The sequence below is a fragment of the Polynucleobacter campilacus genome, assembly GCF_002206625.1.
GTDB lineage: Bacteria > Pseudomonadota > Gammaproteobacteria > Burkholderiales > Burkholderiaceae > Polynucleobacter > Polynucleobacter campilacus.
On the sequence record NZ_NGUP01000001.1, the window covers coordinates 201,235 to 220,352 of the forward strand.

The window sequence follows — 19,118 nt, forward strand, 5'->3', positions numbered from 1 at the left end:
AAATCACCTTGTCGTCCAATAGTCCGACAAATTTAGCGGAGCGCTATGCATTCTTGCAGGCAGAGCTTGCCCGCTTAGAGCATGCCTATTACGTGCTAGATAACCCACTTTTGCCTGATATTGAATATGACCGTCTCTATCGTGAGTTATTAGATATTGAGGCCGCTCATCCAGAGTGGATTACTTCAGAATCACTATCGCAAAGGGTGGGTGGCACGGCTCTAAAGGATTTTGATTCTGTCATTCATGAAGTACCGATGCTTTCTTTAAACAATGCGTTTGAAGAAGCTGAGCTTGTCGCCTTTGATCGTCGTTGTCGTGAAGGCTTAAAGCTAGACCACGTCGCTTATGCTGGCGAGCTCAAGTTTGATGGCTTGGCTATTTCGCTGCGTTATGAAAATGGTGCCTTAGTAACTGCTGCCACACGTGGCGATGGCGCTAGTGGCGAAGATGTCACAGCAAACATTAAAACGATTCGCGCTATTCCCCTCAAGCTCACTGGTAAAAATATCCCGAAAGTATTAGAAGTTCGCGGCGAAGTCTTTATGTATCTCAAAGACTTTGAGAAGATGAATCGGCAGGCAGCAGAGTTGGGTGAGAAAGAGTTTGCCAACCCCCGAAACGCAGCCGCCGGTAGCTTGCGTCAATTAGATTCGAAGATCACTGCAAAAAGACCACTCTCTTTCTTTGCTTATGGCTTGGGGGCACTAGAGCCTCAATCTTGGCTCCCAAAAACCCATGAAGAATTACTCAACACATATGTAGATCTGGGATTACCTGTATGTTCAGAGCGCAGAGTACTGAACTCGGTGCAAGAGATTCTCAATTTTTACAATGAGATTGGTGAAAAACGAGATTCTCTCCCATACGACATCGACGGCGTTGTCTATAAAGTTAACTCATTTGCAGAGCAGGCTAAGCTCGGTTTTGTATCTAGAGCCCCCCGATTTGCATTGGCTCACAAGTATCCAGCGCAAGAAGCACTCACTACTGTCTTGGGGATTGATGTCCAGGTGGGACGTACGGGTGCAATTACCCCAGTAGCCAGGCTGGCACCAGTTGAAGTGGGCGGAGTAACAGTGACCAATGCCACGCTTCATAACGAAGATGAAGTCAAGCGTAAGGATGTACGTATTGGTGATACTGTTTCTGTCCGCAGAGCAGGCGATGTGATTCCGGAAGTAGTTTCAGTGATTCAAGATCGCAGGCCTAGCAACACAACCGAATTTGTAATGCCAACAAATTGCCCGGTATGTGACTCGCATATTGAGCGTTTGGCTGATGAGGCAGTGGCTCGCTGTAGCGGTGGTTTATTTTGTGGGGCACAGCGCAAACAAGCATTGATTCACTTTGCCCACAGAAGAGCTCTCGATATTGAGGGTTTGGGTGAGAAGATCGTGGATCAATTGGTTGACCAGAATCTGGTGAGAACCCCAGCAGATCTCTACAGATTGGGATTTACTGCTCTAGCCAATCTTGAGCGCATGGGCGATAAGTCTGCAGATAATCTCATTCAAGCAATTAATCAGTCCAGAAACACTACCTTAGCGAGATTTATCTTTGCTTTGGGTATTCGTCATGTGGGTGAGACCACAGCAAAGGATTTAGCCAATCACTATCAGTCCATGCATGCATTAATGGATGCCAACTTAGATGATTTGCTCACAGTGAAAGACGTCGGACCAGTAGTGGCAGATTCTATTACTAGCTTTATGCAGGAGGCGCATAACCGCGAGGTGATTGAGCAGTTGCTAGCCTCAGGAATGCAGCTTGGTGTAGAGGAAAAAGTGATCAGTGCTGCAGTAGCAGGCAAGACCTTTGTTCTGACGGGTACTTTTCCCACCCTAACAAGAGATGAGGCAAAAGATCTATTGGAAAAGGCTGGAGCTAAAGTGGCCGGTTCGGTTTCCAAGAAAACAGACTACGTTGTTGCAGGTGCTGACGCCGGAAGCAAGCTGACTAAAGCTGAAGAGCTAGGTGTAACAGTGATTGATGAAGTTGCAATGCTCAATTTATTGAAATAAGATTCTTTCTCATATGAATTCATTACATCAAGAATTTTCTCTAATTGCTAAATCTTGGGATAACTTGGGACCAATTTCTGATTTAGAGAAGCAAGTTCGTATTGATTTAGCAACGGCCTATCAACTCGCGTATCTTAAAAATTGGGATGACGGAATCTATACCCATATATCTGCAGCGATCCCAGGCGAAGAAGGCGCTTATTTGCTCAATCAGTTTGGACTACGCTTTAATGAGGTTACTCCGCAGAATTTAGTGAAGGTCAATATTGAAGGCAAGATATTGTCTGGTGATGGCCCAGTCAATCAATCGGGTTTTGCAATTCATGGAGCAGTACATGCAGCAAGGTTAGATGCACATTGTGTATTTCATTTGCATGCAGATGCTGTGATTGCTGTATCGGCCCAGAAGCAAGGGCTATTGCCGATTTCTCAGCATGCCTTGCGTTTTTATCAAGATATGGGCTACCACCCGTATCAGGGCTTAGCCCTTTCATCGCAAGAGCAGGATTCCTTGATTGCAAACTTGGGTAATAAGAAGGCCATGCTATTACACAATCATGGCAGTATTGTTTGTGGGATATCTATTCAGCAAGCGTTTTATTTAATGGATGTACTCGATAAGGCCTGCAACATTCAGCTGCTAGCTGGATCCCAGGGGGATCTTGTATATCCCCCTACAGCTATCTGCGAATTAACCTACGAGCAGCTTTGTAGTGATGGTGATCAGGAGGGTCAGCTAGAATGGCCTGCATATCAACGTTTGTTTATTAACTATTAGTCGGAGGTAAAGATGCCGGTCATTCAAGTTCAATTATTTGAAGGTCGTACAGAAGATGTGAAGCGTGAGTATGCAAAAGCCATTACTGAAGCTGCCGTCAAAATTATGGGTTGCTCTGCTGAGTCTGTAGATGTGATCTATCAAGACATCAAAAAATCAGATTGGGCTACTGCAGGTAAGTTATGGAGTGATTAGTTCTAACTTGTATTCATCAAATCCCCATTCATTGGGGATTTTTTTATTCAATATGCTCCGGGGGAAGGCCTTTCCACCATTCCCCTTTAAATTGACCCTGTAGCCAATCAATACACTGACTCACTTTAGTGGGTACATGTTTAGGCGACGAAAATACTGCATGCATTTCTTGACTTGGTAGCAGCCAGTCTTCCATTACTGGTTGTAACACTTGATCTTGAATTGATTGATGTGCCACATAGCAGGGCAGTGCTGCTAAGCCCATTCCTGCTCTCGCGGCCGAAAGAATGGAAGAAAGGTTATTTGAAATAAATGGACCCTTCACCTCAACAACCTCAGTTTGATTTTGGGGATTTGTAAAGCTCCAGCGATGATCGCTTTGTGCTGTTGTATAGATCAGGGCACGATGTTTTTTGATATCTTCTGGCACTTTAGGTGATGGGTGTTCTTGAAGATATTTAGGATTAGCAACTAATATCCAGGGATTCATACCGATGAATCGGGAGCCCAATGAGGAGTCCGGTAGATTTCTCATTCGGATTGCTAAATCCACTCCTTGCTCAACGAGATTGATGTAGCGGTCATCCATACTCAAATCTACTTCTAGCTCTGGATGGTGCGACATAAATTCTAGGATGGAGGGTGTTAGTACGCGGCGCCCAAAAGCAACTGAAGAGCTGATGGTTAACTTCCCACGTACTTTAGATTGCATTAATGAGGCGAGATCATCAGCCTCGTTAATTTCTTGAGAAATGATTTTGCATTTTTCGTAGTAGAGCTTGCCAATTTCAGTTGCCATAACTCCACGTGTGCTGCGATGCAGCAATAGAGTGCCTAAACGTTTTTCCAGGCTAGCTACAAACTTCGTTGCCGTTGGTTGGGTAATACCCAAGTCCTCAGCGGCCTTGCTAAAGGAGCCTGTCTCAACAATTCGAATAAATAGAAATATGCCTTGGACGCGATCCATAGTGCTTTTTAAGGGTTTAGGTGCACTATTTTTACACTATTCCGTGGTGGAATACTAGATATAGATTTGCTGATCTTCCCAAAATAGGCAAATTTGACCATCATTGCCCCTACAACAACATTGGGAGGCAAATCATGGCAAAAATGAAGGCAGCAATGGCAGCGGTTTTGGTAATGGAAAAAGAAGGCATTACTACTGCTTTCGGAGTCCCTGGCGCTGCAATTAATCCACTCTATGCGCAACTTCGTGAACGTCAGTCGATTACCCATATTTTGGCACGCCACGTAGAAGGTGCATCGCACATGGCTGAAGGTTATACCCGTGCGAAGGCTGGCAATATTGGCGTCTGTATTGGTACATCTGGTCCTGCTGGAACCGACATGATCACCGGCTTATATTCAGCGAGCGCTGATTCCATTCCAATTCTTTGTATTACAGGCCAAGCACCACGTGCACGTTTGTACAAAGAAGATTTCCAAGCTGTTGATATTGAGAGTATTGCTAAGCCTGTTACCAAATGGGCTGTTACCGTTCGTGAGCCAGGTTTAGTGCCACGCGTATTTCAACAAGCATTTCACATCATGCGCTCTGGACGTCCAGGGCCGGTATTAATCGATTTGCCAATCGATGTTCAGATGGCTGAAATTGAATTCGATATCGATACTTATGAGCCATTGGCGGTTTATAAGCCTACTCCAAGCCGTAAGCAAATCGAAAAAGCGATGGAAATGTTAATGACTGCCGAGAAGCCATTGATTGTGGCTGGCGGCGGAATCATCAATGCAGATGCCTCTAAGTTATTAGTAGAGTTTGCCGAGATAATGAACATTCCAGTCATTCCAACTTTAATGGGTTGGGGATCAATTCCAGATGACCACCCCTTAATGGCTGGTATGGTTGGCTTGCAAACTTCGCATCGCTACGGCAATGCAACTATGCTAGCAAGCGACTTTGTATTAGGCATTGGCAACCGTTGGGCTAATCGTCACACCGGTTCAATTGATGTATATACCAAAGGCCGTAAGTTTGTTCACGTTGATATTGAGCCTACCCAAATTGGTCGTGTATTTACGCCTGACTATGGAATTGTTTCCGATGCTAAAGCAGCTCTTGAGTTATTTGTTGAAGTTGCTAAAGATTGGAAGGCAAAAGGCAAACTTAATAATTACGGTGATTGGGTAAGTCGTTGCCAAGAGCGTAAGAAGCTCATGTTGCGTAAAACTGATTTTGATAACATTCCAGTCAAACCACAACGTGTTTATCAGGAGATGAACACTGCATTTGGTCGCGATACTATTTATGTGACCACCATTGGTTTATCGCAAATTGCAGGTGGACAGTTCTTGCATGTGTATGGCGATCGCCAGTGGATTAACTGCGGGCAAGCTGGCCCATTAGGCTGGACTATTCCTGCTGCTCTAGGTGTATTGGCTGCTGATCCTACTCGTACCGTCGTTGGTTTATCAGGTGATTACGACTTCCAGTTCTTAATTGAAGAGCTGGCTGTAGGTGCGCAATTTAAATTGCCTCTAGTAATGGTATTGGTGAACAACAGCTATCTCGGATTAATTCGTCAGGCGCAACGCGGATTCGATATGGATTACTGCGTACAGTTGGCCTTTGACAATATCAACGTCGACGATACAACCCTCAAGGGCTATGGCGTTGACCATGGCAAAGTGGTTGAAGGTTTAGGTTGCAAATTAATCCGTGTAAGCGATCCTGCCAAGATTAATGCTGCTTTAGTTGAAGCGCAGAAGATGGCTAAACACTTCATGGTGCCAGTAGTGGTTGAGGTGATCATGGAAAAGGTAACCAATATTGCGATGGGCATGGAGATTGACAATATCAATGAGTTTGAAGAAGTTGATTGTCGTCACCCAGCTGGTCGTGAGGGCTTACAAATGGCAGGCCTCTTAGACTAAGCATTCAAGAAGTTTGTATTGCAAGAGCCCAGCTTAAAACCTGGGCTCTTTCTTTTTGTGGGTGATTAAGCCCCCAAAGCCTCAAGCAACTCAGTTTCTAACTGGATCTGTAATTTAGGATTCTTACCTAAATTAGCTGCATCGAGTAGTAATACATCTTCCACTCGCTCGCCTAGGGTATTAATTCGTGCGGTATGAATGGATACCTGATGTTTGGCTAGCACTCTAGAGATTGTGTAGAGCAAGCCGGTGCGGTCACTAGCGGATAGTGCGAGTGTGTAATATCTGCCACGCTCATCCGGAACCATATGAACGCGTGGTTGAATCGGGAAGGTGCGTGATTGCCTGGAGAGGCGACCCATGCTTGGGTTGGGCAAGGGATCTGCATTCGTTAGAGCAGCGGTTAACTCAAACTCAACCAGTTGAATGATGTCTCTATAACTGCCGCCCTCATCTACCAAGGTACTGCCAGATATTTGGAAGGTATCTAAAGCATAACCATGACGAGTCGTATGAATGCGAGCATCCCAAATCGAGAAACCATGTCTTTCAAAATAGGCGCAGATTCTGGCAAAGAGATCTTCTTGGTCTTTCACGTAAACGGCTACTTGTAATCCTTCGCCAATAGGTGATAGCCTTGCTCTGACAATTACTTGATCGTTGTTGACTTTGTTGTACAGATGTCGGGTGAGCCAAGCAATATCAGATGAATCCTGCCTTAAGAAGAAGGCGACATCTAGTTGCTTCCAGAGATCTTCATAGGACTCATCATCAATGCCGTAGAGACGCAATTTAGCCCTAGACTCTTCTTGATGTTGGGCCAGTTCTGAAGAGGCATCAGGCTTAGCGCCGCCGAGTACTCTGAGTGTGGCGCGATAGAGGTCTTCTAATAACTTACCTTTCCAGGCGTTCCAGACCTTAGGGCTAGTACCGCGCACATCAGCAACGGTTAATAAGTAGAGTGCAGTCAGGTGACGCTCATCACCTACTTTTTTGGCAAATGCTCTGACGACATCTGGGTCGGTGATATCTTGCTTCTGAGCTGTCTGGCTCATATTGAGATGTTCAGCAACTAGCCATACTACGAGCTCAGTATCTTTTTTATCCAAGCCATGCTCTTTTGCAAACTTACGCACATCAGCTCTACCAAGCTCTGAGTGATCGCCGCCGCGGCCTTTGGCAATGTCATGGAATAGAGCGGCTATTACTAATAGCCATGGTTTTTCAAAGTGAGCAATGAGGCCACTGCAGAAGGGAAATTCATGGGTATGCTCGATCACCATGAAGCGACGTACATTGCGTAGCACCATCAAAATATGTTGATCTACTGTATAGATATGAAACAAGTCATGCTGCATCTGCCCAACAATTCTTCTAAAGGCCGGCAGGTAGCGACCTAGGACGCTGGTGCGATTCATGAGCTGAAATGCGCGAGTGACGCCATCAGGTTGTTTTAACAGCTCCATAAAAAGCGCTCTGTTGACTGGGGCGGCGCGCCATTTACTGTCCATTTTTTGACGAGCGTTATACAGGGCTCTAAAAATAGTTGCAGAGAGACTCTTCACATTGGATGTTTGAGCAAACACCAAAAAGGTTCGCAGAATTTGCTCAGGATGTTTTTGGTAAAGCTGCGGATCAGTAATATCCAGAACCCCTTGTCGCTCAATGAAATACTCATTACCTTCACCAGCAATGGTGTGAGTTGTTTTCGACTCTTGTGGAAAGAGGAGTGCTTCAATGTTTTGTAAAAGTACATCATTGAGTTGATTGACAGCTTTTGCAGCCCAGTAGTAGCGACGCATAATCGCTTCACTAGCCAGGCGAGAGGACTCTTCTTCAATACCCATGGACTTGGCTAAGGCGGTCTGTAAGTCAAAGACGATCACATCTTGCCTTCGCCCTGCAAGTAAATGGAGGTTGGCTCTGAGTGTCTCTAAAAAACGCTGATTTCGATTTAATTCAGTGAGCTCGCGTTGGGTCACTAAGCCTGCTTCATTTAAGTCTTTAAAGGTCTTGCCAAGTAATGCTGCTTTACTAACCCAGGAAATAATTTGTAGATCTCGTAATCCACCAGGACTCTCTTTGCAATTAGGCTCAAGCGAGTAGGGTGTGTCCTGATATTTATAGTGACGCTGAATTTGCTCTGCCAGCTTTGCTTGGAAGAAAGCCTTGGGATCCATGGCAGCTTCAAACGCCTTTGTGAATTCTTTCAATAGCGGTCTATTGCCGCAAATGAATCGCCCTTCGAGCAAAGAAGTGCGCACGGTGATATCTTGTTCCGACTCCGAAATACATTCAGCAACCGTTCTTACTGAAGAGGCAATCTCTAGGCCGGCATCCCAACAGCTAGCAACATATTGCTCAACCTTTTTGGATAAGGATTGGGCCAACTCATCATTTGCAGGAAGTAGGATGAGGATATCAATATCAGAGTAAGGGAACAGTGAGCTTCTACCGTACCCCCCAACTGCCAGCAAAGTGGCGTCATTATTTAAACCACAATCACTCCAAAATTGAGTGAGAAGCTGATCTGTGACTTTGCTTAACTGCTTAGTCAGTTTGCCAACAGCTTGAGTTTTTTTAAACTCAGTGTAGGCAGTTTCTCGCGCAGCGCGCAGACTGGCTGCATTAGTAATCTGACTTGTCCCTTGCTGCAAATCGCTCATAGATTTAAGCGCTGGCTAGCGATGGTCTAAAAGAAAGATCTTTGACACAATCAGGCGCAGGGTTACTTCCTTCGGACCAGGTTAAGACTTCAACACCAGTTTGTGTAACCAAGAGAGTGTGCTCCCACTGTGTGGACAAGCTGCGATCTTTTGTTTTGACGGTCCACTGATCTGGCATCGTACGGATATCGCGACGGCCAGCATTAATCATAGGCTCGATTGTGAAAGTCATGCCAGCAACGAGCTTTTCACCGGTGCCAGGTTTGCCATAGTGCAGAATTTGCGGATCTTGATGAAATACTTTGCCGATACCATGGCCACAATATTCACGTACTACAGAGTAGCCAGATTTTTCAGCATGGGTTTGAATAACGTGACCAATATCACCGAGTGATGCCCCTGGTTTAACTTGGGCTATACCAAGCCACATACATTCAAAAGTCACTTGGGTAAGACGTTTTGCCATGACAGAAACTTCACCCACCATGAACATGCGACTAGTGTCGCCGTAGTAGCCATCGGGCGTAATCACTGTGATATCTAAATTAACAACATCACCACTCTTTAAAACTTTATCCCCCGGGATGCCGTGACAAATCACATCATTGACTGAGGTACAAATAGAAGCTGGAAATGGTGGGTAGCCAGGAGGCTGGTAGTTGAGTGGTGCAGGAATCGTCTTTTGGACATCGCGCATGTACTCATGGCAAATCCGGTCCAATTCTCCGGTGGTCACTCCAGCCTTGACATGGGGCGTTACATGATCCAAAACTTCGCTAGCCAAGCGGCCAGCTTCGCGCATTCCAAGGATGTCTTTTTCTGCAGTAAATACACTATTCATGCCTTGATTATCAACGACTTGGATAGTTTTGACCTAACAAGATTGCCTAAAATTTAGGCAAGTACCTGCTGTGGAGGGTATCTGGAGTTACTTTCATGCTGCTTCACCCCTTCTAATCCTGGGCTAGGGCTAGCTAGAGCATTGATATTTAAGCTATAATTTCGGTCTCGGGTCTATTTTGGACTTGAAATCGCAAGTTGAGCCTTCCAGGGTGGCGTTTTTTAGCGCAGCTAGGACTCAATTTTAGAACCAACCCTTAGGAGAAGTTATGTCAGTAACGATGCGTCAAATGCTGGAAGCCGGTTGCCATTTTGGTCACCAAACGCGCTTCTGGTCCCCAAAGATGGCCCCATATATTTTCGGTCATCGTAACAAAATCCACATTATTAACTTGGAAAAAACATTGCCAATGTTTCAGGACGCCCTGAAATTTGCAAAACAAGTTTCTGCTAATCGTGGCACGATTTTATTTGTTGGTACTAAGCGTCAATCACGCGAGATCATTGCTGAAGAAGCAACTCGTGCTGGCATGCCTTATATCGATAGCCGTTGGTTGGGCGGTACGCTCACCAATTTCAAAACTGTTAAGGGTTCCCTCAAGCGCTTGAAGGACATGGCAGTAGCTAAAGAGGCGGGCGACTGGGACAAGCTTTCTAAGAAAGAAGCCTTGACTAATGACCGTGATCTCGACAAATTGCAAAAAGCACTTGGTGGCATTCAGGATCTGAATGGTGTTCCTGATGCCATTTTCGTAGTGGACGTTGGTTATCACAAGATTGCAATTACTGAGGCTAACAAGCTTGGTATTCCAGTGATTGCTGTTGTAGATACCAACCACTCACCAGAAGGTATTGACTACATTATTCCTGGTAATGATGACTCTAGTAAAGCGGTAACCCTTTACACACGCGGCATTGCCGATGCAATCTTAGATGGCCGTGCAAATGCAGTTCAAGAAGTAATGACTGCCATTAAAGAAGGCGAAGAAGAGTTTGTTGAAGAAGGGAAAGCTGAATAATGGCCGCTATCACAGCTGCAATGGTTGGCGAGTTACGCGCCAAGACTGATGCTCCAATGATGGAGTGCAAAAAGGCTTTGACCGAGGCTGATGGTGATATGGCACGTGCAGAAGAAATTCTGCGTGTAAAGCTAGGTAGTAAAGCCGGTAAAGCTGCTTCTCGTGTCACTGCTGAAGGTATTGTTGCTTCATTCATCAATGGCAATAACGGTGCTTTGCTTGAAGTGAACTGCGAAACCGATTTCGTTTCTAAGAACGACGATTTCTTGGCATTTACAAACGAGTGCGTCAAGTTGATTTCTGAAAAGAACCCAGCTGACGTTGCTGCTTTATTGGCATTGCCACTGAATGGTAAAACAGTTGATGAGGTTCGTAGCGCATTGATCGGTAAGATCGGCGAAAACATCATGCCGCGTCGCTTTAAGCGTTTCGCCGGTAGCAGTAAGTTGGTTTCCTATCTCCATGGCACCCGCATCGGTGTGATGGTTGAATATGAGGGTGACGAAACTGCTGCTAAGGATGTAGCAATGCATATTGCTGCGATGAAGCCTGTGGCTCTATCTACGGCTGATGTTCCTGCTGAATCTATTGCGATTGAGCGTAGCGTTGCTGTACAAAAGGCTGCTGAATCTGGCAAACCACCAGAAATCGTTGAGAAGATGGTTGAAGGCTCTATTCAGAAATACCTTAAAGAAGTTTCTTTGCTAAACCAAACTTTCGTCAAGAACGATAAGCAAACGGTTGAGCAAATGCTCAAGGCTGCAAATACAACAATCAAGGGTTTCACCATGTTTGTTGTAGGTGAGGGCATTGAGAAGCGTCAAGACGACTTTGCGGCTGAAGTCGCCGCTCAGGTAGCTGCTGCCTCTAAAGCTACTGCTTAATTAGCCATTTTGGGGTTTGCCCCAGATGGTCGGTAATACCCAAAAGGGCATAGAAACTCAGGTTTCTATGCCCTTTTGTTTGATCTTTCCCAAGCCCTTTATAATTTGGCCAAGATATTAAAAAGTGCTTAAAGATCAATAAGCTAAGTAAGTAAATTACTTAGCAAATTACGGAAAAATAAAAATATGCCAGCCTACAAACGCGTCCTCCTCAAACTATCTGGTGAAGCCCTTATGGGTGATGATGCTTTTGGTATCAACCCGGTAACCATTGATTCCATGGTTGCAGAAATAGCCCAAGTGGTCAGTAGCGGCATTGAGCTGGCTATTGTGATTGGCGGGGGTAATATTTTCCGAGGTGTTGCTGGTGGTGCTGCTGGTATGGATCGGGCTACTGCAGATTACATGGGTATGTTGGCTACCATGATGAATTCCCTCGCATTACAAGATGCTTTGCGTCAAAAAGGGGTTGAAGCGCGAGTGCAATCAGCCCTTCGAATGGACCAAGTGGTTGAGCCTTACATACGTCCGCGTGCAATTCGTGCGATGAGTGAAGGCAAGGTAGTGATCTTTGCGGCCGGTACAGGCAACCCATTCTTTACAACCGATACAGCAGCTGCTCTGCGCGGTGCTGAGATGGGTGTCGATGTCATGCTCAAGGCGACCAAGGTCGACGGCATTTATAGTGCTGATCCCGTTAAAGATCCAACAGCAACTTTATATAAGACCATTACATTTGATGAAGCAATCATTAAAAACTTGCAAGTCATGGATGCCACTGCATTTGCTTTATGCCGTGACCGTAAATTACCGATCAAAGTATTTTCGATTCTCAAGCCAGGTGCACTCATGCGCGTAGTAAATGGTGAATCTGAGGGTACTTTGGTACACGCTTAATAGGAGGCCTGATGTCTGCAGCAGAAATTAAATCCACCACCGATCAAAAGATGCAAAAGTCTCTTGAGTCTTTGAAAAGTAGTTTGGCAAAGATTCGCTCTGGACGTGCTAATCCTGGAATTTTGGAGCACATTCAGGTGGATTACTACGGTAATCCAACGCCCTTGAGTCAAGTTGCCAGCTTAGGTTTAGCCGATGCTCGCACCATTAATGTTCAGCCATTTGAGAAGACAATGGTTGCCGCTATCGAAAAGGCGATTCGTGATTCTGATTTGGGCTTAAACCCAGCATCACAAGGCACTGTGATCCGTGTACCGATGCCTGCTTTGACAGAAGAGCGTCGTCGCGATCTCACCAAAGTTGTGAAGGGTGAGGGCGAAGATGCCAAGATTGCTGTACGCAATTTACGTCGTGATGCCAATGAGCATTTAAAGCGCCTAACTAAAGATAAAGAAATTTCTGAGGATGATGAGCGTCGTGCGACTGAAGATATTCAGAAGATGACAGACAAGGCAGTAATTGATATTGACAAGCTCGTCTCTGAAAAAGAAAAAGAGATCATGACGGTTTAAGGACCCGATTGAATTTAAGTCTCTCATGACCCAACACCTCAGTTCAACCCAAGATATTCCAGAGTTCAGTGCGATTCCTCGCCATGTGGCAATCATCATGGATGGCAATGGTCGGTGGGCTGGCAAACGCATGATGCCTCGTGTGGCTGGGCACTCTGAGGGTTTGTCTGCAGTTCGTAAGATTGTTCAAGAGTGTCATCGCAGTGGTGTTCAATACCTGACTATTTTTGCCTTTAGTTCTGAGAACTGGCGCCGCCCTCCAGAAGAAGTCGGTTTTTTGATGAAACTATTTCTGAAATCTCTGAAAGGTGAGGTTGCTCGCCTTGTAGAAAATGATATTTGCTTGCGCGTGATTGGTGATTTGAGTCGTTTTGATCCAGCCATCCAAGAAATGGTTCAGTTTTCGCAAGAAAAGACTGCTGGGTGTAAAGCGATTACCTTAACCGTTGCTGCAAACTATGGCGGCCGCTGGGATATCTTGCAAGCCATGCGCCGTTGCCTAGAAGTCAACCCCAATCTGAAGCCAGAGCAAGTGACTGAAGAGCTGCTTGCGCCCCATCTTTCGATGGCCTACGCTCCAGAGCCAGATTTATTTATTCGTACTGGTGGCGAGCAGCGTGTGAGCAACTTCTTGTTGTGGCAGTTGGCTTATACAGAACTGTATTTCACAGATATTTTATGGCCTGAATTTGATGAGCTCGAGCTGCGTAAAGCGTTTCATTGGTTTAGTCAGCGTGAGCGCCGCTTTGGGCGCACTAGCGCTCAGCTTGCATCGCAAGCTTTGAGTGACGCAGTTTGATTCTTTCAGTGGATCACCCATGCTAAAAACCCGAGTGATTACTGCCCTTGTTCTGCTAGCAGTACTCTTGCCCATCCTGTTCTTATTGCCAGCTTTTTATATTGGCGCGTTCTTCTTGGCAGCCTTATTAGCTGCTGCATGGGAATGGAGTACTTTACTGGCTCCCCAAGCTAGGTGGGCGGCTTGGCTCTATGCATTATTTTGCTTGGCCATCATTTTATTTCTGTTAGGCATGCAAAACGCATCTTGGCAATTTGCACTTCTACTCTTATCAGTCATTTTTTGGTTCTTTGTGGCGCCCTTTATTTTGGCAAAAGGCATCGACCTTTCTTTGCAAAAGTTACGCCCATTTTATGTGGTGCTCGGCTTGATTTTATTGCCGGCAACCTGGTTTTCACTGGTCTTCTTACGAGAGCTTGGCCTAGTATTTTTGTTGACAAGCATCGCTTTAGTATGGGTTGCTGATATTGGTGCTTACTTTGTTGGTAAGGCATTTGGTAAGCGTAAGTTGGCCATCCAAATCAGTCCCGGTAAGTCGGTTGAGGGCGCCATTGGCGGCCTTGTACTTTCTTATGGCTATGCATTGCTCTGCGTGATCTATTTACCTTTTGAGTCCACTCTATTCGGAGCTTGGGCAATTCGTTTTGGCTGGGTAGCCATGTTTTTGATGGTGACGGTTTTAGTGGCCTTTAGCATCTTTGGCGATCTATTTGAGTCTCAGTTAAAGCGTTTGGCTGGAGTGAAAGACAGCAGCCATTTATTGCCTGGACATGGTGGCGTACTTGATCGCGTTGATGCATTGATCCCAACAATGCCAATTGCAGCATTGCTAGCGGGATTTGTGTGATGACGATAAGGCATATCGCTATTTTGGGCTCTACAGGATCTATCGGCGTTAATACGCTGGATGTCATCCGCGCACATCCAGATCGATTTAAGGTAGCCGCCCTTACCGCCGGCAAGCAAATTGATCGATTAGCTCATCAGTGCGCAGAATTTAAGCCTAGTATTGCAGTTGTTGCAGATGCTGATGGAGCTACTCGTCTCAAGCAAATATTGCTTGATCAAAAAATCGATACACAAGTGCTCTATGGCCCTCAAGCGCTTGTAAGTGCTGTTACAGATTCAGGATGTGACACTGTGATGGCTGCAATAGTTGGTGCGGCTGGTTTAGTTCCCACCTTGGCTGCCGCTAAAGCAGGTAAAAGAGTATTGCTTGCCAACAAAGAAGCTTTAGTGATGTCCGGTAATTTATTCATGCAAGCAATGAAGCAGGGTGGAGGTGAGCTACTGCCGATTGATAGCGAGCACAATGCAATCTTCCAATGTCTTCCCCCTCAATTCTCTAAAACACCAAACCCAAGTCTGGGAGTGGAAGAGTTGTGGTTAACTGCCTCAGGCGGCCCTTTTAGAAATACGCCCCTAGAGCAATTGGGGAGCATTACACCTGACCAAGCTTGCGCTCACCCAAATTGGGTCATGGGTAGAAAGATTTCAGTTGATTCAGCCACGATGATGAATAAGGGTCTCGAAGTGATTGAGGCGTTTTGGTTGTTTGGTTTGCCTTTAGAAAAAATTAAAGTGTTGATTCATCCACAAAGCGTAGTGCACTCTATGGTGCGCTACCGAGATGGCTCTGTGATTGCGCAGTTGGGTCAGCCAGATATGCGCACTCCTATTGCTTATGGTTTAGCTTGGCCAGAGCGTATCGAGGCTGGTGTTACGCAATTGAATTTGACTCAATTGTCAGCGTTAAGCTTTGCAGAACCAGACTTAGCGCACTTTCCTTGTTTGTCTTTGGCTTTTGCCGCTGCAAAAGCGGGGGGTACAGCGCCTACAGTTCTCAATGCAGCTAACGAGATGGCGGTAGCAGCATTCTTGAATGAAGGTATACCTTATTTGGATATTTCCTTGGTTGTTGAGAAGACATTAAATGTAATGCCGGTTTCAGATGCAGACTCAATCGAATATATTTTGGATATTGATATGCAAGCTAGAAAAGTGGCGCATGACATTATTAAATCTATCCGCTCTTAACTTACAAAGTAATTAGGAATTCATTTGCAGGCACTTATTACACTTGCTGCATTTTTAGTCACCCTAGGCGTCCTCGTGAGCTTTCATGAGTTCGGACATTTTTTAGCAGCCCGCTTATGTGGAGTACGTGTGCTCCGATTCGCAGTTGGCTTTGGTAAGCCAGTATTCACTTATGTAGCGAGCAATAAAACGGAGTGGGTGATCGCCTCTATTCCTCTGGGCGGTTATGTGAAGTTGTTAGATGGTCGTGATAGTCAGCAAACGATTACTGCCACAGATGAGCTAGAGGCTTTTGATCACAAACCACTGTGGCAGCGTTCCTCGATTGTTGCGGCCGGCCCATTTGCTAACTTCTTTTTAGCAGTCGTTTTATTTGCTGTGATTTATGTTTCTGGCGCACCACAATTGCCGGCGATATTAAAGGCCCCACCCGAAAACTCAGTGGCAGCCAAACTCGGTGTTGAAGGAGGGGATCGCGTGATTGGCTGGCAGACGCTAGCAAACTCAAATTCAGTACCGCTTTCCGGTGAATTTGAGCCTGTTCTCAGTTGGAATGCTTTGCGCTGGACTCTTTTAGACGCCCTTACTGATGAGACTGGATTTTCCTTAGAAATGCAGACTCCTTCGGGCAGTCGCTATATGAAGACCTTTTTAGCCAGGGATTTACCTCAGATAAGCCCTCAAACTGACCCCATGCTGGCCCTTGGCATTTTGCCTAAGTCTGCGCCCCTGACGGATTGGGATCAGTTGAAGTTGGGCCCCTTTGATGCCATGGGATTTGCTAGCGAGAGGGTTTGGTTGATTACCAAGGTCTCCATAAGGCTAATGGCAGGGATTTTTACTGGGAATACCTCCGTAAAACAGCTGGGAGGCCCCTTAAGTATTGCCGATATGGCGGGTAAGTCTGCTCAGGTAGGTTGGCAGCCATTTTTTGCATTTTTAGCACTTATAAGTATTAGCATTGGCCTCTTGAATTTGCTCCCTTTTCCCATGTTAGATGGGGGGCAGCTCCTGTATGATGCATGGGAGTTAGTCGCTGGTAAGCGGATATCGATTTCGGTACAAGAACAGTTCCAGAAGGTGGGCTTTTTACTACTAATTTCTTTGTCCCTTCTGGCCTTATTTAACGATTTACAACGCTACCTTTCACCTTGAATTTTCTGACCTCGCCTTTGCGTATTTCTACCCGCTTGATTGCTCAGCTTTTGTTGGTGATCACTGCTGCGCTCAGTTTAAATATTCATGCAGCTGAATCTTTTGTAGTTAAAGATATTCGTATCGAGGGATTACAGCGCGTAGAACCAGGTACGGTATTTAGTTATCTTTCTGTTCAGGTTGGAGATACTTTTACAGAAGAAAAGGGCGGAGACGCAATCAAAGCCTTGTATAGCACAGGCTTTTTTCGAGATGTGCAAATTCAAGCTCAGGGCGATATTCTGATTGTGATTGTCGAGGAGCGCCCAACGGTTTCCCGTATCGAATTCACGGGGATGAAAGAGTTTGATCAAGAGATTGTGCGAAAGTCATTAAAGTCAGTAGGCGTTGCAGAAGCACGCTTTTATGACAAGGCGATCATTGATAAGGCTGAGCAAGAGTTAAAGCGCCAGTATGTCGGTAAGGGCATGTATGCGGCTGAAGTGGTCGCTACGGTAACTCCTGTTGAACGTAACCAGGTGGCGATTTATTTCAATATTGATGAAGGTCCAGTTGCCAAAATTCAAGAGATTAACTTTATTGGTAATGAAGTCTTTAGCGAAAGCACTCTTAAAAGTGAGATGCAATTGAAGACTGGTGGATGGTTATCTTGGTATAGCAAAGATAACTTGTATTCGAAGCAAAAGTTGACTGCTGACTTAGAGACTATTCGTTCTTATTATTTAAATCGTGGATATCTTGAGTTTGTCATTGAGTCTACTCAGGTATCGATTACTCCAGATAAAAAAGGTGTTTACCTCACCATTAGTATTAAGGAAGGTAAAAAGTTCACAGTGAAGGGTGTACGTGTAGCTGGTGATACTTTGGGTAAAGAGGCCGAGTTAATGCAGTTGATTACATTGAAGCCGGGTGACACCTTTTCTTCTGCCAAGTTGACAGAAAGCACCAAGGCAATTGCTGAGATATTGGGCTCATATGGCTATGCTTTTGCAACTATTAATCCGCAGCCAGATGTGCGACGCGAGCAAGCTGAAGTTGATCTAACCCTAGTGATTGATCCGGGACGTCGTATTTATGTTCGCAATGTGAATATTTCTGGTAACGCAAAAACCCGTGACATCGTTATTCGTCGCGAGATGCGTCAGTTTGAGAGCTCTTGGTTTGATAGTGACAAGATCGATCTATCTAAAAAACGTTTAGGTCGCATGGGTTACTTTACTGAAACCGACATCACTACTGAGGATGTTCCTGGGTCTCCTGACCAGGTAGACGTTAAGGTAAAGGTGACTGAAAAACCAACGGGTGCGGTAACCATTGGTGCTGGATTCTCTTCCACAGAAAAATTAATTTTGTCAGCTGGTATCAATCAGGAAAATGCATTCGGTACTGGCACATCCGTTGGTTTGAATTTTTCCATGGGTAAAGTGAATCAAAATCTCGCTTTTTCTAACTATGATCCTTACTTTACTGAAGATGGCATTAGTCGTTATACCGACTTGTACTATCGCTCTGCAAAGCCGCTCTATTACGCTGGAGATCCTAACTACCAAATCAAGTCAGTAGGCTCAAACATTAAATTTGGCGTTCCTTATACCGAAGTAGATAGGGTGTTTTTTGGAACTGGTATAGAGGCCTTCCGAATTAGCACTTCTTCGAATACACCGCAGCCGTATCTCAACTATGCAATGGATTACGGCATTCCTTCACCCGGTTACCCTGGCACTTTAACCACTTATAACGTGCCCTTGACTGTGGGTTGGGCACGCGATGGTCGTGATAGCGCATTAATTCCGTCGGAAGGTTCATTGCAGCAGCTATCTGGTGAGGTCGGTACACCAGTTGGTGACCTGACTTTCTATCGATTGTTTGGGCAGTACCAGAAATATCACTCTTTCTCAAAAGGCAATATTTTGTCCTTCAATGGTGAAGTGGGGTATGGCGAGGCATATGGCACTAAACCATTCCCTATTACCAAAAACTATTATGTCGGTGGTATTGGCTCTGTACGTGGTTATGCTCCGGGATCCTTGGGTCCCCAGTACTACAACTACAATATAGGCTCTTACCAAGCCACTGGTGGTCAGTCTAAGATCGTCAGTAACGTGGAATATACCTTCCCAGTTCCTGGGTCTGGCGTAGATAAAACCCTGCGTTTATTTACCTTCGTTGACGGCGGTAATGCCTTTGGGGAAAATATCAACTTAGTCTTAAAATATTCCTACGGATTAGGTTTATCATGGATATCACCGTTAGGACCTTTGAAATTTAGTTACGGTATCCCGTATAAATCTCTACCAACAGACAACGTCCAGCGATTGCAATTCCAGGTAGGTACGGCGTTTTAATTGTTTAAGGAAAGA

The 19,118-nt window shown here is 45.3% G+C and carries 16 protein-coding genes; 13 read left to right on the forward strand and 3 right to left on the reverse strand.

Going from position 1 to position 19,118, the window contains the following annotated elements; translation table 11 throughout:
* Window positions 1–8 precede the first annotated feature (8 nt).
* Genes ligA through CBI31_RS01055 form a run of 3 tightly spaced genes read left to right on the forward strand, consistent with a single transcriptional unit; the run spans window position 9 to window position 2,997 of the window.
* Window positions 9–2,024: an NAD-dependent DNA ligase LigA gene (gene ligA / locus CBI31_RS01045; RefSeq protein ID WP_088524570.1), complete on the forward strand. Its 2,016-nt coding sequence runs from the start codon at window positions 9–11 to the stop codon at window positions 2,022–2,024.
* 13 nt (window positions 2,025–2,037) lie between these two features.
* A complete protein-coding gene (locus CBI31_RS01050) occupies window positions 2,038–2,802 on the forward strand; it encodes a class II aldolase/adducin family protein (protein ID WP_088524571.1) in 765 nt (254 codons plus the stop codon).
* Window positions 2,803–2,814: 12 nt separating this feature from the next.
* Window positions 2,815–2,997, forward strand: a complete 183-nt coding sequence (locus CBI31_RS01055) for a 4-oxalocrotonate tautomerase (RefSeq protein ID WP_088524572.1) — start codon at window positions 2,815–2,817, stop codon at window positions 2,995–2,997.
* A gap of 43 nt (window positions 2,998–3,040) precedes the next feature.
* Here CBI31_RS01055 and CBI31_RS01060 read toward each other — a convergent pair whose 3' ends face one another.
* Entirely contained in the window at window positions 3,041–3,964 is a 924-nt protein-coding gene (locus CBI31_RS01060; RefSeq protein ID WP_088524573.1) for a LysR family transcriptional regulator, read from the reverse strand.
* Between the two features lie 134 nt (window positions 3,965–4,098).
* Here CBI31_RS01060 and gcl point away from each other — a divergent pair, with 134 nt between their 5' ends.
* On the forward strand, window positions 4,099–5,889 hold the full coding sequence (gcl, locus tag CBI31_RS01065) for a glyoxylate carboligase (protein WP_088524574.1): 1,791 nt from the start codon (window positions 4,099–4,101) through the stop codon (window positions 5,887–5,889).
* Window positions 5,890–5,954: 65 nt separating this feature from the next.
* Here the strand turns inward: gcl and CBI31_RS01070 are convergent, their stop codons facing one another.
* Window positions 5,955–8,555 carry a [protein-PII] uridylyltransferase gene (locus CBI31_RS01070; protein WP_088524575.1) on the reverse strand — a complete coding sequence of 867 codons (2,601 nt, stop codon included), beginning with the start codon at window positions 8,553–8,555 and terminating at the stop codon, window positions 5,955–5,957.
* Between the two features lie 4 nt (window positions 8,556–8,559).
* Window positions 8,560–9,396, reverse strand: a complete 837-nt coding sequence (gene map / locus CBI31_RS01075; protein WP_088524576.1) for a type I methionyl aminopeptidase — start codon at window positions 9,394–9,396, stop codon at window positions 8,560–8,562.
* Window positions 9,397–9,664: 268 nt separating this feature from the next.
* Here map and rpsB point away from each other — a divergent pair, with 268 nt between their 5' ends.
* From rpsB to bamA, 9 genes are all read left to right on the forward strand, one after another.
* Complete coding sequence (gene rpsB, locus CBI31_RS01080; RefSeq protein WP_088524577.1) at window positions 9,665–10,414, forward strand: 30S ribosomal protein S2; 750 nt, start codon at window positions 9,665–9,667, stop codon at window positions 10,412–10,414.
* A complete protein-coding gene (gene tsf / locus CBI31_RS01085) occupies window positions 10,414–11,298 on the forward strand; it encodes a translation elongation factor Ts (RefSeq protein WP_088524578.1) in 885 nt (294 codons plus the stop codon). The genes rpsB and tsf overlap by 1 nt, the downstream gene beginning before the upstream one ends.
* A gap of 186 nt (window positions 11,299–11,484) precedes the next feature.
* Complete coding sequence (pyrH, locus tag CBI31_RS01090) at window positions 11,485–12,195, forward strand: UMP kinase (protein WP_088524579.1); 711 nt, start codon at window positions 11,485–11,487, stop codon at window positions 12,193–12,195.
* Window positions 12,196–12,206: 11 nt separating this feature from the next.
* Window positions 12,207–12,767: a ribosome recycling factor gene (gene frr, locus CBI31_RS01095; protein WP_088524580.1), complete on the forward strand. Its 561-nt coding sequence runs from the start codon at window positions 12,207–12,209 to the stop codon at window positions 12,765–12,767.
* A 25-nt stretch (window positions 12,768–12,792) separates the two neighbouring features.
* Window positions 12,793–13,566 (forward strand): polyprenyl diphosphate synthase, encoded by a 774-nt coding sequence (gene uppS, locus CBI31_RS01100; RefSeq protein WP_088524581.1) that lies wholly within the window; start codon window positions 12,793–12,795, stop codon window positions 13,564–13,566.
* 19 nt (window positions 13,567–13,585) lie between these two features.
* On the forward strand, window positions 13,586–14,413 hold the full coding sequence (locus CBI31_RS01105) for a phosphatidate cytidylyltransferase (RefSeq protein ID WP_088524582.1): 828 nt from the start codon (window positions 13,586–13,588) through the stop codon (window positions 14,411–14,413).
* A 5-nt stretch (window positions 14,414–14,418) separates the two neighbouring features.
* Complete coding sequence (gene ispC / locus CBI31_RS01110; RefSeq protein WP_088524932.1) at window positions 14,419–15,603, forward strand: 1-deoxy-D-xylulose-5-phosphate reductoisomerase; 1,185 nt, start codon at window positions 14,419–14,421, stop codon at window positions 15,601–15,603.
* 24 nt (window positions 15,604–15,627) lie between these two features.
* A complete protein-coding gene (locus CBI31_RS01115; protein WP_088524583.1) occupies window positions 15,628–16,758 on the forward strand; it encodes a M50 family metallopeptidase in 1,131 nt (376 codons plus the stop codon).
* Between the two features lie 5 nt (window positions 16,759–16,763).
* Complete coding sequence (bamA, locus tag CBI31_RS01120; protein ID WP_420812058.1) at window positions 16,764–19,103, forward strand: outer membrane protein assembly factor BamA; 2,340 nt, start codon at window positions 16,764–16,766, stop codon at window positions 19,101–19,103.
* Window positions 19,104–19,118 lie beyond the last annotated feature (15 nt).

Coding starts and splice junctions, on each gene's coding strand:
- CBI31_RS01050 (WP_088524571.1), top strand. CDS start 2,038: ATGAATTCATTACATCAAGAATTTTCTCTAATTGCTAAATCTTGGGAT.
- CBI31_RS01055 (WP_088524572.1), top strand. CDS start 2,815: ATGCCGGTCATTCAAGTTCAATTATTTGAAGGTCGTACAGAAGATGTG.
- CBI31_RS01060 (WP_088524573.1), bottom strand. CDS start 3,964: ATGGATCGCGTCCAAGGCATATTTCTATTTATTCGAATTGTTGAGACA.
- gcl (WP_088524574.1), top strand. CDS start 4,099: ATGGCAAAAATGAAGGCAGCAATGGCAGCGGTTTTGGTAATGGAAAAA.
- CBI31_RS01070 (WP_088524575.1), bottom strand. CDS start 8,555: ATGAGCGATTTGCAGCAAGGGACAAGTCAGATTACTAATGCAGCCAGT.
- map (WP_088524576.1), bottom strand. CDS start 9,396: ATGAATAGTGTATTTACTGCAGAAAAAGACATCCTTGGAATGCGCGAA.
- rpsB (WP_088524577.1), top strand. CDS start 9,665: ATGTCAGTAACGATGCGTCAAATGCTGGAAGCCGGTTGCCATTTTGGT.
- tsf (WP_088524578.1), top strand. CDS start 10,414: ATGGCCGCTATCACAGCTGCAATGGTTGGCGAGTTACGCGCCAAGACT.
- pyrH (WP_088524579.1), top strand. CDS start 11,485: ATGCCAGCCTACAAACGCGTCCTCCTCAAACTATCTGGTGAAGCCCTT.
- frr (WP_088524580.1), top strand. CDS start 12,207: ATGTCTGCAGCAGAAATTAAATCCACCACCGATCAAAAGATGCAAAAG.
- uppS (WP_088524581.1), top strand. CDS start 12,793: ATGACCCAACACCTCAGTTCAACCCAAGATATTCCAGAGTTCAGTGCG.
- CBI31_RS01105 (WP_088524582.1), top strand. CDS start 13,586: ATGCTAAAAACCCGAGTGATTACTGCCCTTGTTCTGCTAGCAGTACTC.